The 15,437-nt window shown below is 71.9% G+C and carries 14 protein-coding genes, 1 tRNA gene and 1 pseudogene; 10 read left to right on the plus strand and 6 right to left on the minus strand.

Annotated elements, in window-relative coordinates:
- Window positions 1-160 precede the first annotated feature (160 nt).
- The 3 genes from OO57_RS31285 (at window position 161) to OO57_RS31295 (ending at window position 3,787) form a co-directional block, all read left to right on the plus strand.
- The gene (locus tag OO57_RS31285) at window positions 161-1,276 is read left to right on the plus strand and encodes an SGNH/GDSL hydrolase family protein (RefSeq protein ID WP_033256136.1); all 1,116 of its coding nucleotides are present in this window, start codon (window positions 161-163) and stop codon (window positions 1,274-1,276) included.
- Window positions 1,277-1,333: 57 nt separating this feature from the next.
- Entirely contained in the window at window positions 1,334-2,554 is a 1,221-nt protein-coding gene (locus OO57_RS31290; protein ID WP_033256112.1) for an acetyl-CoA C-acetyltransferase, read from the plus strand.
- A gap of 288 nt (window positions 2,555-2,842) precedes the next feature.
- Entirely contained in the window at window positions 2,843-3,787 is a 945-nt protein-coding gene (locus OO57_RS31295) for a hypothetical protein (RefSeq protein WP_051778481.1), read from the plus strand.
- A gap of 97 nt (window positions 3,788-3,884) precedes the next feature.
- On the opposite strand, the gene OO57_RS31300 is transcribed toward OO57_RS31295, so the two are convergent.
- Together OO57_RS31300 and OO57_RS31305 are read right to left on the minus strand one after the other, a co-directional pair.
- Window positions 3,885-4,226: a hypothetical protein gene (locus OO57_RS31300; RefSeq protein WP_051778482.1), complete on the minus strand. Its 342-nt coding sequence runs from the start codon at window positions 4,224-4,226 to the stop codon at window positions 3,885-3,887.
- A gap of 89 nt (window positions 4,227-4,315) precedes the next feature.
- Window positions 4,316-5,212, minus strand: coding sequence for a Bax inhibitor-1/YccA family membrane protein (locus OO57_RS31305; protein WP_033256113.1), 897 nt, complete (start codon window positions 5,210-5,212; stop codon window positions 4,316-4,318).
- 168 nt (window positions 5,213-5,380) lie between these two features.
- Here OO57_RS31305 and OO57_RS31310 point away from each other — a divergent pair.
- Window positions 5,381-5,677 (plus strand): annotated as a pseudogene (locus OO57_RS31310) (peptidylprolyl isomerase); the annotation flags it as partial.
- A gap of 91 nt (window positions 5,678-5,768) precedes the next feature.
- On the opposite strand, the gene OO57_RS31315 reads toward OO57_RS31310, so the two are convergent.
- Complete coding sequence (locus OO57_RS31315) at window positions 5,769-8,333, minus strand: ABC transporter permease (RefSeq protein ID WP_033256114.1); 2,565 nt, start codon at window positions 8,331-8,333, stop codon at window positions 5,769-5,771.
- Between the two features lie 54 nt (window positions 8,334-8,387).
- Window positions 8,388-9,161, minus strand: coding sequence for an ABC transporter ATP-binding protein (locus OO57_RS31320; protein ID WP_033256115.1), 774 nt, complete (start codon window positions 9,159-9,161; stop codon window positions 8,388-8,390).
- A 341-nt stretch (window positions 9,162-9,502) separates the two neighbouring features.
- Here OO57_RS31320 and OO57_RS44280 point away from each other — a divergent pair.
- From OO57_RS44280 to OO57_RS31340, 4 genes are all read left to right on the plus strand, one after another.
- Window positions 9,503-9,584, plus strand: a tRNA-Leu gene (locus OO57_RS44280).
- Between the two features lie 166 nt (window positions 9,585-9,750).
- Window positions 9,751-10,716: a PIN domain-containing protein gene (locus OO57_RS31325; protein ID WP_158715291.1), complete on the plus strand. Its 966-nt coding sequence runs from the start codon at window positions 9,751-9,753 to the stop codon at window positions 10,714-10,716.
- Between the two features lie 65 nt (window positions 10,717-10,781).
- The gene (locus OO57_RS31330) at window positions 10,782-11,159 is read left to right on the plus strand and encodes a hypothetical protein (RefSeq protein ID WP_033256117.1); all 378 of its coding nucleotides are present in this window, start codon (window positions 10,782-10,784) and stop codon (window positions 11,157-11,159) included.
- Between the two features lie 507 nt (window positions 11,160-11,666).
- Entirely contained in the window at window positions 11,667-11,858 is a 192-nt protein-coding gene (locus tag OO57_RS31340) for a hypothetical protein (protein WP_158715292.1), read from the plus strand.
- A 33-nt stretch (window positions 11,859-11,891) separates the two neighbouring features.
- Here OO57_RS31340 and OO57_RS31345 read toward each other — a convergent pair whose 3' ends face one another.
- On the minus strand, window positions 11,892-12,446 hold the full coding sequence (locus tag OO57_RS31345) for a GNAT family N-acetyltransferase (RefSeq protein WP_051778483.1): 555 nt from the start codon (window positions 12,444-12,446) through the stop codon (window positions 11,892-11,894).
- 16 nt (window positions 12,447-12,462) lie between these two features.
- Window positions 12,463-13,764, minus strand: coding sequence for a hypothetical protein (locus OO57_RS31350; RefSeq protein WP_033256120.1), 1,302 nt, complete (start codon window positions 13,762-13,764; stop codon window positions 12,463-12,465).
- Window positions 13,765-14,443: 679 nt separating this feature from the next.
- Between OO57_RS31350 and OO57_RS31355 the strand changes: the two genes are divergently transcribed.
- Window positions 14,444-14,851, plus strand: a complete 408-nt coding sequence (locus tag OO57_RS31355) for a hypothetical protein (protein ID WP_033256121.1) — start codon at window positions 14,444-14,446, stop codon at window positions 14,849-14,851.
- Window positions 14,852-14,892: 41 nt separating this feature from the next.
- On the plus strand, window positions 14,893-15,411 hold the full coding sequence (locus OO57_RS39990) for an ATP-binding protein (protein WP_051778484.1): 519 nt from the start codon (window positions 14,893-14,895) through the stop codon (window positions 15,409-15,411).
- The last annotated feature ends 26 nt before the right edge of the window (window positions 15,412-15,437 follow it).

The following is a 15,437-nucleotide window of genomic DNA, read 5'->3' on the forward strand; positions in this document are numbered from 1 at the left end:
CGCAGGCGACCGCCCCACCCCAGCCCTGGCCACCCAGCCCGCCGCAGGCGACCGCAGGCGTCCGGCGGGTGGGTGGTTCTGTCCCGGTGGGCCGGTACGGCGGGGGGCTCGGGGGGTACGAGTAGGGGCACCGGTGTGCGGAGTGGAGAGGGGGTTGCCGATGGCCGGCTCGCAGGCGTCGAGGGCCCGGGTGGCGCGGCGGATCGCCGCGGCGGCGGCGTACGGGGGTGGTGGGCTGGGGTTGTTGGGGGTGGGGCTGGCGGGGGTGCTGTTGACGGAGAGCCGGATGGCGGTCCGGGCGATCGGGGTGCTGGAGGGGGATCCGCCGCGGGCGGACGGCGTGTACGGGGAGGGGTTCGCCGATCCGTCGGACCGGCGGCGGCCGTTGGTGCTGGCGTTCCTGGGCGATTCGACGGGGGCGGGCCTGGGGGTGCAGCGGGCGCAGGAGACGCCGGGCGCGCTGCTCGCGTCGGGGTTGGCCTCGGTCGCGGAGCGCCGGGTGCGGTTGGTGAACGTGGCGAAGTCGGGGGCGCGGTCCTCGGACCTGGCCCGGCAGTTGGAGGCGGCGCTGCCGCACCGGCCGGACGTCGCGGTGGTGATGATCGGTGCGAACGACGTGACCCGGCACGCCCCGGCGGCCCGCAGCGTGCGGGAGTTGGGCGAGGCGGTGGGCGCACTGGTCTCGACGGGGTGCCACGTGGTGGTGGGGACGTGTCCGGACCTGGGGACGATCAAGCCGGTGCGGCCGCCGCTGCGCTGGGTGGCGCGGCGGCTGAGCCGCCAGCTCGCGGCGGCGCAGACGATCGCGGTGGTGGAGGCGGGCGGACGGACGGTCTCGTTGGGTTCGCTGCTGGGCCCGGAGTTCGCGACCCGGCCGGAGCTGTTCGCCGCGGACCGCTACCACCCGTCGGCGCAGGGGTACGCGACGGCGTCGATGGCGCTGCTGCCGTCGCTGTGCGCGGCGCTGGGGCTGTGGCCGCAGGAGTCGCCGGAGGCGGGTGGCGCGGTGGAGCCGCAGGCGGTGCTGCCGGTGGCGGTGGCGGCCGCCGCGGCGGCGGGTCGTTCGGGTACGGAGGTGACGGCGGCGGGCCCGGCGAACGGCACCTGGCGGTGGGCGACGCTGAAGCAGCGCTTCCGGCTGGCCCTGCCGCACGGCGAGGACGCGGAGCCCGCCGGGGCGGGTGCGGCGGTGCTGGAGGGCGGTGGCGGCCCGCGGGCGATCACGTCGGCGAACTCACATCCGGAGGCGGATGACGCCGGAGCTACCAAGCGGTAACTTTCCCGGGGAGATCCGCCGGATCGCATCCCGAGGTCACTCAGCGAGGAGCCCGCCATGCCCGAAGCCGTCATCGTCAGCGCCGCCCGTTCGCCGATCGGCCGGGCGTTCAAGGGCTCGCTGAAGGACGTCCGCCCGGACGACCTGACCGCGCAGGTGATCGGCGCGGCGCTGGCCAAGGTCCCGCAGCTGGACCCGCGGCTGATCGACGACCTGATGCTGGGCTGCGGCCTGCCGGGCGGCGAGCAGGGGCACAACCTGGCCCGGATCGTGGCCGTCCAGATGGGCATGGACTACCTGCCGGGCGCGACGGTCACCCGCTACTGCTCCTCGTCCCTGCAGACGACCCGGATGGCGCTGCACGCGATCAGGGCGGGCGAGGGCGACGTCTTCGTCTCGGCGGGCGTGGAGACCGTCTCCCGCTCGGTCAACGGCACCTCGGACGGCATGCCGGGCACCACGAACCCGCTGTTCGACGAGGCGCAGGCGCGCACGAAGCACCGCGCGGAGACCGGCGGCGGCGAGTGGCATGACCCGCGCGAGGACGGCCTGCTGCCGGACGCGTACATCGCGATGGGGCAGACCGCGGAGAACCTGGCGGCGCTGAAGGGGATCACCCGGGCCGAGCAGGACGAGTTCGGCGTGCGGTCGCAGAACCTGGCGGAGGCGGCGATCGCGAGCGGCTTCTGGCAGCGCGAGATCACCCCGGTGACGCTGCCGGACGGCACGGTGGTGAGCGCGGACGACGGCCCGCGCGCGGGCGTGACGGTGGAGGGGGTCTCCGGGCTGAAGCCGGTGTTCCGCCCCGACGGCACCGTTACTGCCGGTAACTGCTGTCCGCTGAACGACGGCGCGGCCGCGCTGGTGGTCATGTCGGACACCAAGGCCCGCGAGCTGGGCATCACGCCGCTGGCCCGGGTGGTGTCCACCGGCGTCTCCGCGCTGTCCCCGGAGATCATGGGCTACGGCCCGGTGGAGGCGTCGAAGCAGGCGCTGCGGCGGGCGGGCCTGTCGATCGGCGACATCGACCTGGTGGAGATCAACGAGGCGTTCGCGGCGCAGGTCATCCCGTCCTACCGGGACCTGGGCGTGGACCTGGACCGGCTGAACGTGAACGGCGGCGCGATCGCGGTCGGGCACCCGTTCGGCATGACCGGCGCCCGGATCACCACCACGCTGATCAACTCCCTCCAGTGGCACGACAAGCAGTTCGGCCTGGAGACCATGTGCGTGGGCGGCGGGCAGGGCATGGCGATGGTGATCGAGCGCCTGAGCTGACCCGGACGGGCCGTTGTGGCGAGCGTCTCACCCATCCGGAGTGACGCTGGGTAATTGAGGGCCGGATCACACCGACGGTGTGATCCGGCCCGTTTTTCATCGTTCCGCGACCGAATGATCGACGCACCGGATTGGATCAACTCCGCAGCGTAGAAAGGTATTACCTAACAATTTGAGGACAAGTAGGAAAGTCACAGACAAATCCGACATCAGCCACTGCAGTAACGGCCGCCGATACGGCAGTGTGGAGGCGTAACCCCGTTCCGCTCCTCGTTGGGAGTACGTTCCGTGAGCGCCGTCTTCCTCCTCCTGCTGCTGGTACTGATCGCCCTGACCGCCGCCGTCCTGTTCCACCTCCGCGCGCTGGCACGGAAGTTGGGTGAGCAGCGGCCCGCCCCGCAGGTGGACGAGGCACTGATACGCCGAGCCGTCGCCGAGGCGCTGGCCGCCGACCGGGAGCGGGAGATCACCGAGGCCCGGGCGTTCTGGGCCGAGCAGGAGGCGCGCGCCGCCGAGGACTCCCCGCTGTTCGACACCCCGTTCACCACCATCGGCGAGGACTGGCCGATCTTCTTCCCCCGCCCGACCGGCCCGCAGGACGCCGCCGACAACAACGGCGTGATGGACCCGGAGTTCGGCGAGGCGCTGCGCCACGCGCTGGAGGACCTGATCCAGGACGGCCCGGCGGACGGCGCCCCGGCCGGCGGCGCCCGGGCCGCGCACCCCTCGCAGGGGCACCCCTCCCAGGGGCACCCCGCGCAGGGCGGCGGCCTGCCCGCCCCCGGCGACAACGGCGACGTGAAGGCCCGCCGGGAGGCCGACCTGCTGGCCACCGGCCTGGAGGCCGGGCTGCTGGACGCCGAGTCCGAGCCCGCGGCCGCGCCCGACCCGCGCCGGCACCCCTCGCACCCGGACTTCGTGCCCAGCCCCACCCCGTCCCGCGAGTGGACCGACGACCGGCTGGCCGCGCTCGCCGAGGAGCGGATCGCGCTGACCGACGTCCGCCCCGGCCCGCTCGGCACCCTGGACGTGTACGCCTTCGCCGACGGCACCACGCTGTGCGTCGCGCCCGGCGACCGGGAGGCCGCGTACCGGCTGATCGACGCCGTCCGGGCCGGTGAGGACGTCCGGCTGCTCGGCGGGTCCCGGTTCTCCGGCTCGTACTCGCTGACCTTCTCCACCGACGACGAGACGGTCTACGTGCTCGCCGACCGGGTGGTCGCCTCGATCTGACGGCCGCCCGCCCGCGGCGACGGGGCGCCGACCGCCCGGCAAGGGGTTGCCCGGGCCGGGTCGGCGCCCCTTCGCCGTTCGGCGTCCTGACGCGGCGTCAGCCGGTGGCCAGGTCGGTGGCCTCGACGTCGGCGAGCGCGGCGGCCAGGACGTCCTGGTGCCCGTCGCCCGCGGCGAGCGCCAGGTCGTGCCCGGTGACGGCGAGTTGGTCGCCCACCGCGAAGGCCCCGCAGTCCGGCACCTCCAGCGCGGGCAGCCCCTCCAGGGCCCGCCCGGCGTCCGCCAGCCGCCGGGCCAGCGCGAGCACCGCGGCGGCCCGGGACGGGTGCCCGGGGACGGCGCCCAGCAGGCGGCTCTGCGGCATCGCCCGGAAGCGGTCGGCGAGCCGGTCGACGGCGGCGGTCAGCCGCGCGGCGGCGGCGGGGAGTTGCTCGGACATGGCCCCGAGCCTAGGCCCTCCCGGGAACGCGGCGGGCCCCGGAGGAACGTTCCTCCGGGGCCCGCCGCGTCCTACCTGCGGGGTGCGGGTCAGTCGTCGCCGCGCAGGATGGCGATCAGGCGCAGCATCTCGATGTAGATCCACACCAGCGACAGCGTCAGGCCGAAGGCGGCCCGCCACGCCTCCTTCTCGGGGGCGCCGTGGCGGATGCCCTCCTCGATCTCGGCGTAGTCGAGGGTGAGGAAGAACGCGCCGAGGGCGATGCCGACCAGGCCGACCACGATGCCCAACGGGCCCGAGCGCAGGCCGAAGTCGGCGCCGAGCAGCGTCGCGACCAGGTTGACCAGCAGCAGGATCGAGAAGCCGATGGCGATCGAGATGCCGATCCGGGTGTACCGGGGGGTGACCCGGATCCGGCCGCTCTTGTAGGCGATCAGCGTCGCCGCGAACACCGCGGCGGTGCCCAGCACGGCCTGGATCGCGATGCCGGGCCAGAAGGTCTCGAAGAGCTTGCTAATCGCGCCGAGGAAGACGCCCTCCAGCGCCGCGTAGGCCAGGATCAGCCCCGGGTTGACGCTGCGCTTGAAGCTGACCACCAGGCCGATGACCATCGCGGCGACGGCCGCGCCGATCGCCGGGGCGAAGTTGTCCGTCGGCACGAGGAACCACGCCAGCGCGCCGGAGCCGACCAGGGTCAGCAGCGTCATGGCCGTCCGGGCGACCACGTCGTCCATGGTCATCCGGCCGGTCTGCAGCGGGCCCGCGGACGGCGCGTCGTACATCACGGCGAGCTGCTCGTCGGTCAGCGGCTGCTGCCCCGCGTGCGGGTCGCCGTACGGCTGCTGGCCGTACGGGTTGTTGCCGTACGCCTGCTGACCGTACGGCTGCTGGCCCGGCTGGGCGGCCGTCTGCGTGCCGAACCCCGCGTACTGGTCGTTGCGGGTGAAGGACCCCTCCCGCGAGAAGACCGGGTTCCTGCTTCTCATCACATTCCTTCCGGGGCGGCACGGCACCACCCACACACAGCACAAGAGTAATGGTTTGGCAAAGTATTCCGCGTCGGTCGTGAGGATGATCCCGTGTCGGCTGCGCGGAGGGCCGCCCAGGGGGCAGGGTGGGTGGCGCACCTGACGCATACCCAGAAAGGCGGCCCCATGGCCGAGGAACTGTACGCCACCCTGAAGACCAACAAGGGCGACATCGTGATCCGGCTGCTGCCGAACCACACCCCCAAGACGGTCAAGAACTTCGTGGAGCTGGCGACGGGTGAGCGCCAGTGGATCGACCCGAACACCGGGCAGTCGAGCAACGAGCCGCTGTACGACGGCACGGTCTTCCACCGGGTCATCGAGGGCTTCATGATCCAGGGCGGCGACCCGCTGGGCAACGGCACCGGCGGCCCGGGCTACAAGTTCGCCGACGAGTTCCACCCGGACCTCGCCTTCACCAAGGTCGTCGAGACCCGCTGACGCCGCCCGGCAGCCGGGAGCCGCCCGTCCCCGTGCGCGGGGCGGGCGGCTCCTGACGCGGCGTCGGGGCCGGTCAGTCGGTCTTGATGCTGCTCAGGATGTCCATCCGGGAGGCCCGGCGGGCCGGCCAGAGGGCGGCGACCATGCCGACCAGGGCGGCGAGGCCGAGGAAGAGGAGCACGCTGCCGTACGGGATCACGGTGGTCAGTCCCTTCAGGTCGGAGGCCAGGACCCGGAGGGTGGCCCAGGCCAGGAAGCAGCCGAGCAGGACGCCGACCACCGCGCCGAAGAGCGAGATCACCACCGACTCCAGGCGGATCATCCGCTTGATGCCGCGCCGCTCCAGGCCGATCGCCCGCAGCATGCCGATCTCGCGCTTGCGCTCGAACACCGACATCGCGAGCGTGTTGATCACGCCGAGGACGGCGACGACCACCGCCATGCCGAGCAGGCCGTACATCAGGCTGAGCGTGGCCGAGATGTTCCGGTTGAAGTCGTCGACCAGGTCCTGCATGGTCCGGACCTCCATCACCGGGTTGCGGCCGGTCGCGTCCTTGATCGCCTGCTTCAGGGCGGGCGTCGGGCCGTCGGTGCCCTTGACCAGGATCTGCTGGACCAGCGGGTCCGGGTCGCCGGCCTCGATCAGCCGGTTGGGGGCCACGATCGGGGAGACGCCCTCGCTGTTCTCGAAGACGCCGCCGACGGTGAGCGCCACGGGCGCGCCCTTCGCCGCGGTGGCCCGCAGGACGGAGCCGACCGACAGCTGGTGCTTGGCGGCGAACTCCCCGCTGACCAGGACCTGGTCCTGCCCGAGGGCCGCGGTGGAGCCGGACTCCATCGTCAGGTTGACCAACTGGTCGAAGGCGGCCGCGTCGTAGCCCTCGATGGCGCGGTCCTTGCCGACGCCCTCGATGTCCCACCAGACGTTGTCGACCTGGCTGACCGCCTTCACCCCGTCCGCCTTCGCCACCAGCCCGGTCAGGTCGGCGGAGAGCTGGCGGCCGTTGGCCATGTTGACCGCGTAGTCGGCCTTCATGGTGTCGCCGACCAACGACGTGACGGCGCTGGTGACCGAGTTGCCGATCACGGTCAGCGCGGTGACCAGGGTCAGGCCGATGGTCAGCGCGGCCGCGGTGCTGGCGGTGCGGCGCGGGTTGCGCACGGCGTTCAGCCGGGCCAGCTTGCCGGGGGTGCCGAACACCTTGGCCAGCACCGGGCCGACCAGCGCGATCACCGGGCGCGACAGCAGCGGCAGCAGCACGAACACGCCGATCAGGGTGAGCCCGGCCCCGGCCGCCAGCATCAGCTGCGCCGTCGTGCCGGTGCGGTTCGAGCCGGTCAGGATCAGGCCCAGGCCGGGCAGCGCCAGCACCGCGCCGATCGAGTTGCGGATCACCAGGCCGCGCTGGGTGGTCGGCTGGTCGCCGCTGCTCATCGCCGCGACCGGGGGGATCCGGGAGGCCCGGAAGGCGGGCAGCAGCGCCGACAGCACGGTGACCAGCACGCCGACCACCAGGGTGCCGACGACCGTCGCCGGGGCGATCACCAGGGAGCCGGTGGGCAGGCCCTCGTCGAAGGCGTGCAGCAGCGACTGCAGGCCCGCGCCGATGCCGATGCCCGCGAGCAGGCCGCCGACCGACGCGATCACGCCGATCGCGAGCGCCTCGACCAGCACCGACTTGGTGACCTGGCCGCGGCTGGCGCCGACCGCCCGCAGCAGCGCCAGCTCCTTGATCCGCTGGGCGATCAGCATGGTGAAGGTGTTGACGATGATGAAGATGCCGACGAACAGCGAGATCCCGGCGAACACCAGCAGCACGGTCTTGGTGTTGCTGACCATGCCGGCGACCATCTCGGCCTGCTCGTCCTTGAGCTCCTGGCCGGTCTGCAGCTCGGCGCCCTCGGCGGGGACCTCGGCCCGGGCCTGGTCGAGCAGTTGGGCCTCGCCGGTGCCGGGCTTCGCGGTCAGCACCACGGAACTGAACCGGCCGGGCTCCAGCAGTTCCTGCTGGGCGGTGGCGGTGTCCATCAGGGCCAGCGTGCCGCCGGAGGTGACCTGCGGGTCGTCGGTGGTGAAGACGCCGGTGAGCACCGCGTCCCGGGCGGTGCCGTTCCCGGCCACCCGGACGGTGTCGCCGACGTGGTAGCCCGCCTTGTCGGCGGCCTGCCGGTTCAGCGCGACCTCGCCCGCGGTACGCGGGCCGCGGCCCTCGGCCATCGGGTAGCGGGGGTCGGCCCCGGAGGCGTCCGGGACGAAGTTGGCGCCGCGGGAGCTCCACACCTGGCCGACCAGGTTGCCGTTCCTGTCGGCGACGGCGGTGAAGCCGGAGACCACGCCGCGGGCCCGCTCGGTGCCGGGCAGCGCGGCCAGTTCCTTGACGGTGTCGGCGGTCAGCACGGCCTCGTCCTCGCCCCGGCGGGGCCCGTCGCCGGGGTCGCCGGAGTCGCTCCCGCGGGCGGAGACCAGCACCGACACGTCCGAGAAGCTGGTGGAGAAGCTGTCGCGCATGGCCCGGCCCATGGTGTCGGAGAACACCAGGGTGCCGGCCACGAAGGCCGTGCCGAGCAGGACGGCCAGGGCCGTCATCAGGAGTCGGCCCTTGTGGGCCAGCACGTTGCGCAGTGCGGTGCGATACATGGGGTCAGTCCCGGGGAGGTCGGTGCGGGCGGGGTCGACGGGGGCGTCGGGCCGTCAGCTGGTGCGGCCCTTGGCGTCGAAGCGGCGCATCCGGTCCAGGACGCTGTCGGCGGTGGGGTGGTGCAGCTCGTCGACGATCCGGCCGTCGGCCAGGAACACCACCCGGTCCGCGTACGAGGCGGCGACCGGGTCGTGCGTCACCATCACCACGGTCTGGCCGAGTTCGCGCACCGAGTTGCGCAGGAAGGAGAGGATCTCCGCGCCGGAGCGGGAGTCCAGGTTGCCGGTGGGCTCGTCGGCGAAGATGATCGCCGGCTTGGAGGCCAGCGCCCGGGCGCACGCCACCCGCTGCTGCTGGCCGCCGGAGAGCTGGGCGGGCCGGTGCGAGAGGCGGCCGGAGAGGCCGACGGTCTCCACCACCCGGTCCAGCCAGGCCTGGTCGACCTTGCTGCCCGCGATGTCCATCGGCAGCGTGATGTTCTCCAGCGCGGTCAGCGTGGGCAGCAGGTTGAACGCCTGGAAGACGAAGCCGATCTTGTCCCGGCGCAGCCTGGTCAGCTGCTTGTCCTTCAGGCCGACCAGCTCGGTGTCGCCGATCGTCGCCGACCCCGAGGAGACCTCGTCCAGCCCCGCCATGCAGTGCATCAGCGTGGACTTGCCGGAGCCGGACGGGCCCATGATCGCGGTGAACTCGCCCTGCCCGAAGGAGACCGAGACGTCGTCCAGCGCAACGACGCGGGTCTCGCCCTCGCCGTAGACCTTGTTCAGACCGGTGGCGCGGGCCGCTGCCACACCGGTGTGGGCTGCGTACGCGGTCGAGGTGCTCACGGTGGGGACTCCTGTCCGGGAGGGGCGGGGTTTCGTCACGGAGCGGTCGGCCCGGAGGCTCCTTCGACCGCTACTCCATCCTCCCGGCGCCCCTGCCCCGCCCACGTCGCTCCGGCGAACGGTTGCCCCACCACCGCCAGGCGTACGGCCCCCCGCCGCCTTCTCCTCCTGCGGGATGACCCTCCCCCGGGGGTCAGGGTGGCCGAGAACCACCCAAGTGTGGCCGAAACGCCAGACGCTTCGTCAGATGTCATGGAAGCATGACAACTTCCGTCCCAGGAAATATGCGAAACCGTCGCTCGGCCGACTAGGCTCAGTGTCTGAGTCAGCCGCGCTCCCTGGCCCAGATGGTGGAACGCAGACACGGGCAGCTTAAAACTGCTTGGCCGCGAGGCCGTGCCGGTTCGAGTCCGGCTCTGGGCACTCTCCTGCCCTTTTTTCGTAACGCTTTGTGATCGAAAGAGTGCAGATTCCCTCCGCTCGTCACACCGCGCCCACGCCCGCACCTCTGACTCCGGGGGCGGACCGCTTCTACCACACGATCGGAAATGCCTGGCCCCCCGTAGGACCGGGCTGGAAGCATCGGGTGATGCAGCTCTCACTACTCCCCGGCACGAACCGCGACAACGCCCTCACTGCCCTGACGAAGGTCACCGAGAAGGTCACCAACCTGTACACCGGTAGCGGTCACTACGACGCTGGCGGACTCCTCCTTGCCTACCTGGAGTGGGCGAGCGACGCGGTCTACAGCCTGGAGGGGGTGGTCAGCCCTGCGGACCTCGACCGGCTCATCCTCACCCGTCGACACGACCAGCTGCTCGCGGGCGCGGCAGATCTCGGCGCCGCCCACCTGATGCGGGTGACGAACCAGCTGGTGCAGCTCGAACTGTCCCAGCGCTCCCGGGCGCTCCAGGCGGCGGTGGAGGACCTCCAGGCAAGCATCCGCAAGTGGAACCGCTGGGACAGCTACGACTACGTCCTCGTGTTCGACACCTCGGTGTTCATCCACCACCCCGAGCAGCTACAGGACATCAAGTTCCACTCGCTGCTCGGTGCGCCCTACTGCAGCTACTGCCTGATCGTACCGATGGTGGTCATCGACGAGCTCGACAGGCTAAAGGAGGCAGGCAAGGACCACACCCGCTGGCGGGCACGCCACTCGTTGCGGATCATCGACAGCATCTTCGAGGACTCGCACTCGACAACGGCCGTCCTGCACGGCCAGTCGGAGGAGGAGCGCTTGACCAGGCGCAACCCCGAGCAGCGGGTGACCGTCGAGTTGCTGGTCGACCCGCCGCAGCACGTCCGGCTGCCGGACCCGGACGACGAGATCGTGGACCGGACACTGGCGGTGCAGCCGCTGGTCGACGACCGGGTGACGCTATTCACCTACGACACCGGCTTGGCGAGCCGGGCCCGGATCGCCAAGCTGCCGTACATGAAGCTGAGCACACCGCCGGAGCCGGAGCCGTCGGCGCCGGTGAAGAAGGCGGGACGGCAGCGGAACCGCCCGATGGAGCCGCAGCAGCAGAAGCAGCCCGCCGAGGGCAGCTGACGCTTCATCCGGCCTGCGGTGGTTTGTGCCGTCCTGTCCGCCCCAATGAGCACGGAGGAGCGGGCATGGCGACGTCGCTGCACATCACGCCGAAGGACTACGAGGGCCTGGTGGTCACCCACGACGGGCGGCTGCGGGTGGATCTGACGGATGGCGGGCTGGGCCGACTGGCGGGTGTGATCCGCCAGTTCGAGCTGTCGAAGCGGGACCCGGAGCAGCGCGCGGCGTGGCTCCGGAGCATCACCGACGTGGAACTGGTCGAGCTGGCGACGGGCCGGTGGGGCGGCCCCGAGCAGGACGTCCAGGACGAGGCGATCCGGCGTCTCCAGGCGCTCACCGAGAAGCTGCGCCCGACCGTGGAGGTGCTGCGGGATGCCGGGCTGCTGGACCAGGCCGTCGAACAGCCGGCCGCCGTCGCGCAGACGTCCGGGCGCGAGGCGTGAGCGTCCTCGGCGGGAACGCGCCCTGCCTGCCCCAGCCCGAGTTCTCGTACCCGCTCGGCCACGCCAAGGCCGGGTGCGTGCGCTGGTCGTGCCCCGAGTGGTGCAGGTGGCACCACGACAAGTGGCCGGGCCTGGAGCCCGGCCGGATCGAGCTCCCGGCCCGCCCCGGCGTAGCGGAGGGGCAGGCGCTCGGCGAAGTGCGGGCGGCGTACAGCCCGGAGGAGATCAGCCAGTCCCTCACCGCGACCGCCAACCGGCGCGAGGAGGTCCGTAGGGAGCGCGTGCTGAACGCTCTGGAGGAGCATCTGCGAACCGTGCACAACGATCATGCTTCGGGGGCAGACTCGTTGTCACCCCAGCCGACCTCCCCCCGTCGGCGGGGCACCGCCACGTCGGGGGTGCGCGGTGAACCTGCGCCCCTACAGTGTGCCGAACCGGCGCCCGTACCCGCGGGTGGCCCGGGCCCGCCGCCAGATCGAGCGGGCGACTAGGATGCGCCCGTGCCCGATGTGCGGGCACCCAGAGCGGGAGCACGCCTTCGAGGGTGAGCACCGGGTGTGCTCGCGAGGCCAGGGGGTGCGGATCTCCTGCCGGGTGTGCGCGGAGTTCTGGGCCCGCCTCCCGGCTGTCGCCGCCCTCCAGGAATTCGCCCGGGTGCTGTCGACCCCGCCGCGCCCGAGTTCCTTCACCCTGACCTGACGGTGCTGAGCCGGCGGGCGCCCGCCCGCCGGCTCAGAGGGTGATGGGCCGGAACATCGAGACGTAGCGGGGGCTGCCCGGGTGCTGAATGATCCCCATCTTCACGTACCCCCACCGCTCATAGAGGGCCCGCACTCGGGGGTGGTCCTCCTCGACCAGGAGGTGCACCCGCTCCTCGGGCCGGTGCGACAGCAGCTCCTCGTGCAGGGTGTGGGCGATGCCGGCCCCCCTGAACTCGGGGAGAACCATGATCTCGCAGAACGCGAACGTGCGGGTGTCGGTCTCCGTGAGGTCGGCGCCGGGCTCGGTCTCGATCAGGCCGCCCCACTGGTAGTCGGCGGTGCGGGCGAACCCGTAGGCGTAGCCGATCGGCTGGCCGTCGACTTCCCCGAGCGTGCAGCCCCAGCGGGGAGCGGCGGCCTGGCGGTGGAGTCGGCCGGTGAACGCCTCCATGGTGAAGAACGGGTCACCGGCCTTCTCCTCGGCGTAGATCCGGTCGTAGAGGTCGAGTAGCACCGGCTCGATCCCGGGCAGATCCTCGGCGGTGTAGTAGGTGACGGTCAGGATCGGTCCGGGTTGGACGGCCACGCTGCTGCTCCTGTCCCTAGGCTGCGGTGACGGTGTCGTAGCGTTCCACGAAGGCGGCCCCTTCGGGAAGATCGAGACCGGTCAGCTTGTCCCGGACCTCGCCGAGGCGGACCGCCCAGCGGGGGCAGTTGACGGTCGGGGAGAGGTCCAGCGCCTCGCCGGCCATGCTGATCCCCCGCTCGACTTGGCCGTCGGCCAGGTAGCACTGCGCGAGGTGCACGGACGTGGCGAACTGGTTCCTCCTGAACCCCGGAGGGCGCAGCGCCATCGCCTGCTCTTCCTGCCGCGCCGCCTTGTCGGGCTGACGGAGATCCATGTACGCCAGCGCCCCGGCCGACAGGACTTCTCCGGGGCCGACGAAGGCGAGCCATGGGTGGACCGGGTCGGGGCCGACGCGGTCGAGGACGGCTTCGGCCTTCGCCAGCGCGTTGCCCGTCTGGGCCTTCTGCCCGGAGGCGGCGTAGCCGAGGGCGAGGCGGCCGTGCAGGAGGGCGGTCAGCCGGTGGTCGCGGCTGTTGCGGGTCGCGTCGAGCGCCAGGCGGGCGATGGTGATGGTCTCAGTCGCCCGGCCGAGGGCCCAGGACTGACGGGACATGTATGCCCAGATGCGGGCCTGGAGCTGCTTGTCGCCGGAGAGGAGACCGGCGCGGAGGCCGCTGTCGAAGTTCCTGCTCGCGCGCTCCTGGTCGCCGCTGTCGAACGCGAACCACCCGGCGCTGGCGTGGAGTTCGCCGATCACCCGGTACAGGGCCTTCTCGACGTTCGGCCCGTAGAGGCACCGGGCCATCGCGCCCTCGATCTGCCGGACGAACTCCTCCGCGATGTCGGCCAACTGGTCGCCGCCGTAGAGGTCGTCCACGGCGTGGAGTTTGGTGATGCTCTCGCGGATTCTCTCGACGTCGCTGGCTCCTATCCGGCCGCCGCTCGGTAGCGGGGCGAATGCGAAGCTGATCAGGTTGCCGGTCGCGGCAAGCATGAAAGAGCGTCGGCGCACGTGGTCCTCCTGGTCGGGGGTCTCCACAAGCAGCGTAGAGGTCGGCTCGAAGGCCGCAAGATCACGCAGCCTTTTACCCGAAAGGGTGAAGCCCAGGGCGTCGCCGGACAGTTGGAAAACGTCCATCAGGCCGACGAGGGATTGCACATGCGGCTGCGCGGTCTCCCCGGACAGCCAGCGGCGAACCTGCCGACCGGTCGCGTTCCCCGGCTTCTCGAACCGCGTCTCCTCGGCGGCGTTGATTGCCTTCGCCAGGTCCTCCGCGGACAGATCGGCACTGTCCATGAGCCCTCTGAGCACGTCGTTCGGGCGGACCTCTGCCATGGGCGCTCCTCAGTCCGGGAAGGCGACCCCCTCGCCCACCTCGCGCTGCCACCCGCTCAGAAATGTCCTAGGGGCGTGAGGACAGCGCCCCCAGAATGTCCTATCCGGGGTTGCGTGACTACCAGTTCACTGAATGTCAGCAGCCGGTGAGCAGCACGAGGAGCACCGCGAACCGGCCGCTTCGCACCCCCGTAACGGCGCGGTGGTGCGGTCCTGCGCCCCCAGCGCGGGTCCTCACGGGCTCCGCGGAGGCGTATCCACACTGACGCCGCCTCGGCGGCCCACCAGGAGGTACAGGCCCATGAGCAACAACAAGCACAGCAACGACAGCGGGAACAACGACCACCACACCGACAGCGGCGAGGGCGGCAACAACGACAGCACCGGTGGCTCGACCGGCGGCGACGAGTAGTCAGCCCCGCACGCAGTAGGGCCCCGGGCGCACCTCTTCATCGAGCGCCCGGGCCCTCCCCCTCGCGGAAGATCAGCGCCCCTGACCGCCGTACGTCCCCCGACGTGACCGGCCATCAGATCAGGCCGGCACCCGCATGAGCTTCACCGCGGACCCCGGATTCCCAGTGGCGCACCACGCTCCCTACCGAGCTGCCGCGCCCGGCCCCGCTCCTCCCGTCGGGGCCGGGCGCGGCGACCAACTGTGTCGCGCCCCAGGAGCCTTCCCATGCGCAGCGCCATTACCTACCTCTGCACCGACGACAAGGTCAGCCGGCCACTCATGACGGGGTGGTGCGAGCAACGCGCCGCTGACGAGAACATCCCGGTGACCGAGACCGTCCTCGACACCGACGAACTGCTCCCGCTGGCCGAGCGTCCCGGCTGGAAGCACGCGATGGCGCTCGTGGAGAGCGGCGACGTCGTGATGGTCGTGACCCTCGACCGCACGATGCTCGCCGCCTGGCGCAAGGACTGGGACCGGCTCGCGGCCTCCGTGGCCGAGCACGGGGCCGTTCTGGTCACCCACCGGACGCCCGTACCGTCGATCCCGCCCACGGACGGGGCGCAGCAGCTTCCGCTCGTCCCCGCCGTTCCCCCCGTGGTGGAGCTGGCCAGCACCGGGGCGCAGCGGTGAGCGGGCGCAGGAGACGGCGGCTCGGCCGGGTCTACCGCCTGATGATCGACGCGACGGCCCCCGACCTCGGTGTGCGCCTCGGCGCCGTCGGCCCGGTGCGGGAGAAGCTGGACAAGGCGCTCAAGGACTGGGGTATCGGGCCTGCCGACCGCGCCGACATGATGTGGATCGCCCACGAGCTGGTGGCGAATGCCCTCCGGCACAGCCCGCCTGGCCTGCACCAGGTGAGCCTGTTCCTGTTCCCCGAAGGTCACCGCCTGGTGGTGACGGTCCACGACGGCAGCAGGGCGAAGCCGTACCTGCCGGCGGACGCGGTCGGCAACGACGGCGCTGAGTCTGGTCGCGGCATGCTGCTGGTCGAAGCGCTCGCCGAGAGGTGGCAGGCCGACCTCACCTCGCACGGGAAGAAGGTGTGGGCGGTGTTGGCCCTCCAGGAGCCGGTGCCGCCGTTGCAGCTGGCGTCGATCATGCCGCAGGCCGTACGGCGCGCGGCCGTCATCGCCGCGGTGGCCAGCACGTCCCGCTTATACGCGGTCCGACCTCGCCGGGCGGTCGCGTAGGCACCACAGACTCCCGGGGACTCGTG

This window comes from Kitasatospora phosalacinea (genome assembly GCF_000717185.1).
GTDB lineage: Bacteria > Actinomycetota > Actinomycetes > Streptomycetales > Streptomycetaceae > Kitasatospora > Kitasatospora phosalacinea_A.

Excerpts from the sequence above, each read along its gene's own strand:
- OO57_RS31305 (WP_033256113.1), bottom strand. The coding sequence starts at position 5,212 with ATGAGAAGCAGGAACCCGGTCTTCTCGCGGGAGGGGTCCTTCACCCGC.
- OO57_RS31300 (WP_051778482.1), bottom strand. The coding sequence starts at position 4,226 with ATGTCCGAGCAACTCCCCGCCGCCGCCGCGCGGCTGACCGCCGCCGTC.
- OO57_RS31325 (WP_158715291.1), top strand. The coding sequence starts at position 9,751 with ATGCAGCTCTCACTACTCCCCGGCACGAACCGCGACAACGCCCTCACT.
- OO57_RS31350 (WP_033256120.1), bottom strand. The coding sequence starts at position 13,764 with ATGGCAGAGGTCCGCCCGAACGACGTGCTCAGAGGGCTCATGGACAGT.
- OO57_RS31290 (WP_033256112.1), top strand. The coding sequence starts at position 1,334 with ATGCCCGAAGCCGTCATCGTCAGCGCCGCCCGTTCGCCGATCGGCCGG.
- OO57_RS39990 (WP_051778484.1), top strand. The coding sequence starts at position 14,893 with ATGATCGACGCGACGGCCCCCGACCTCGGTGTGCGCCTCGGCGCCGTC.
- OO57_RS31285 (WP_033256136.1), top strand. The coding sequence starts at position 161 with ATGGCCGGCTCGCAGGCGTCGAGGGCCCGGGTGGCGCGGCGGATCGCC.
- OO57_RS31330 (WP_033256117.1), top strand. The coding sequence starts at position 10,782 with ATGGCGACGTCGCTGCACATCACGCCGAAGGACTACGAGGGCCTGGTG.
- OO57_RS31355 (WP_033256121.1), top strand. The coding sequence starts at position 14,444 with ATGCGCAGCGCCATTACCTACCTCTGCACCGACGACAAGGTCAGCCGG.
- OO57_RS31340 (WP_158715292.1), top strand. The coding sequence starts at position 11,667 with ATGTGCGGGCACCCAGAGCGGGAGCACGCCTTCGAGGGTGAGCACCGG.
- OO57_RS31315 (WP_033256114.1), bottom strand. The coding sequence starts at position 8,333 with ATGTATCGCACCGCACTGCGCAACGTGCTGGCCCACAAGGGCCGACTC.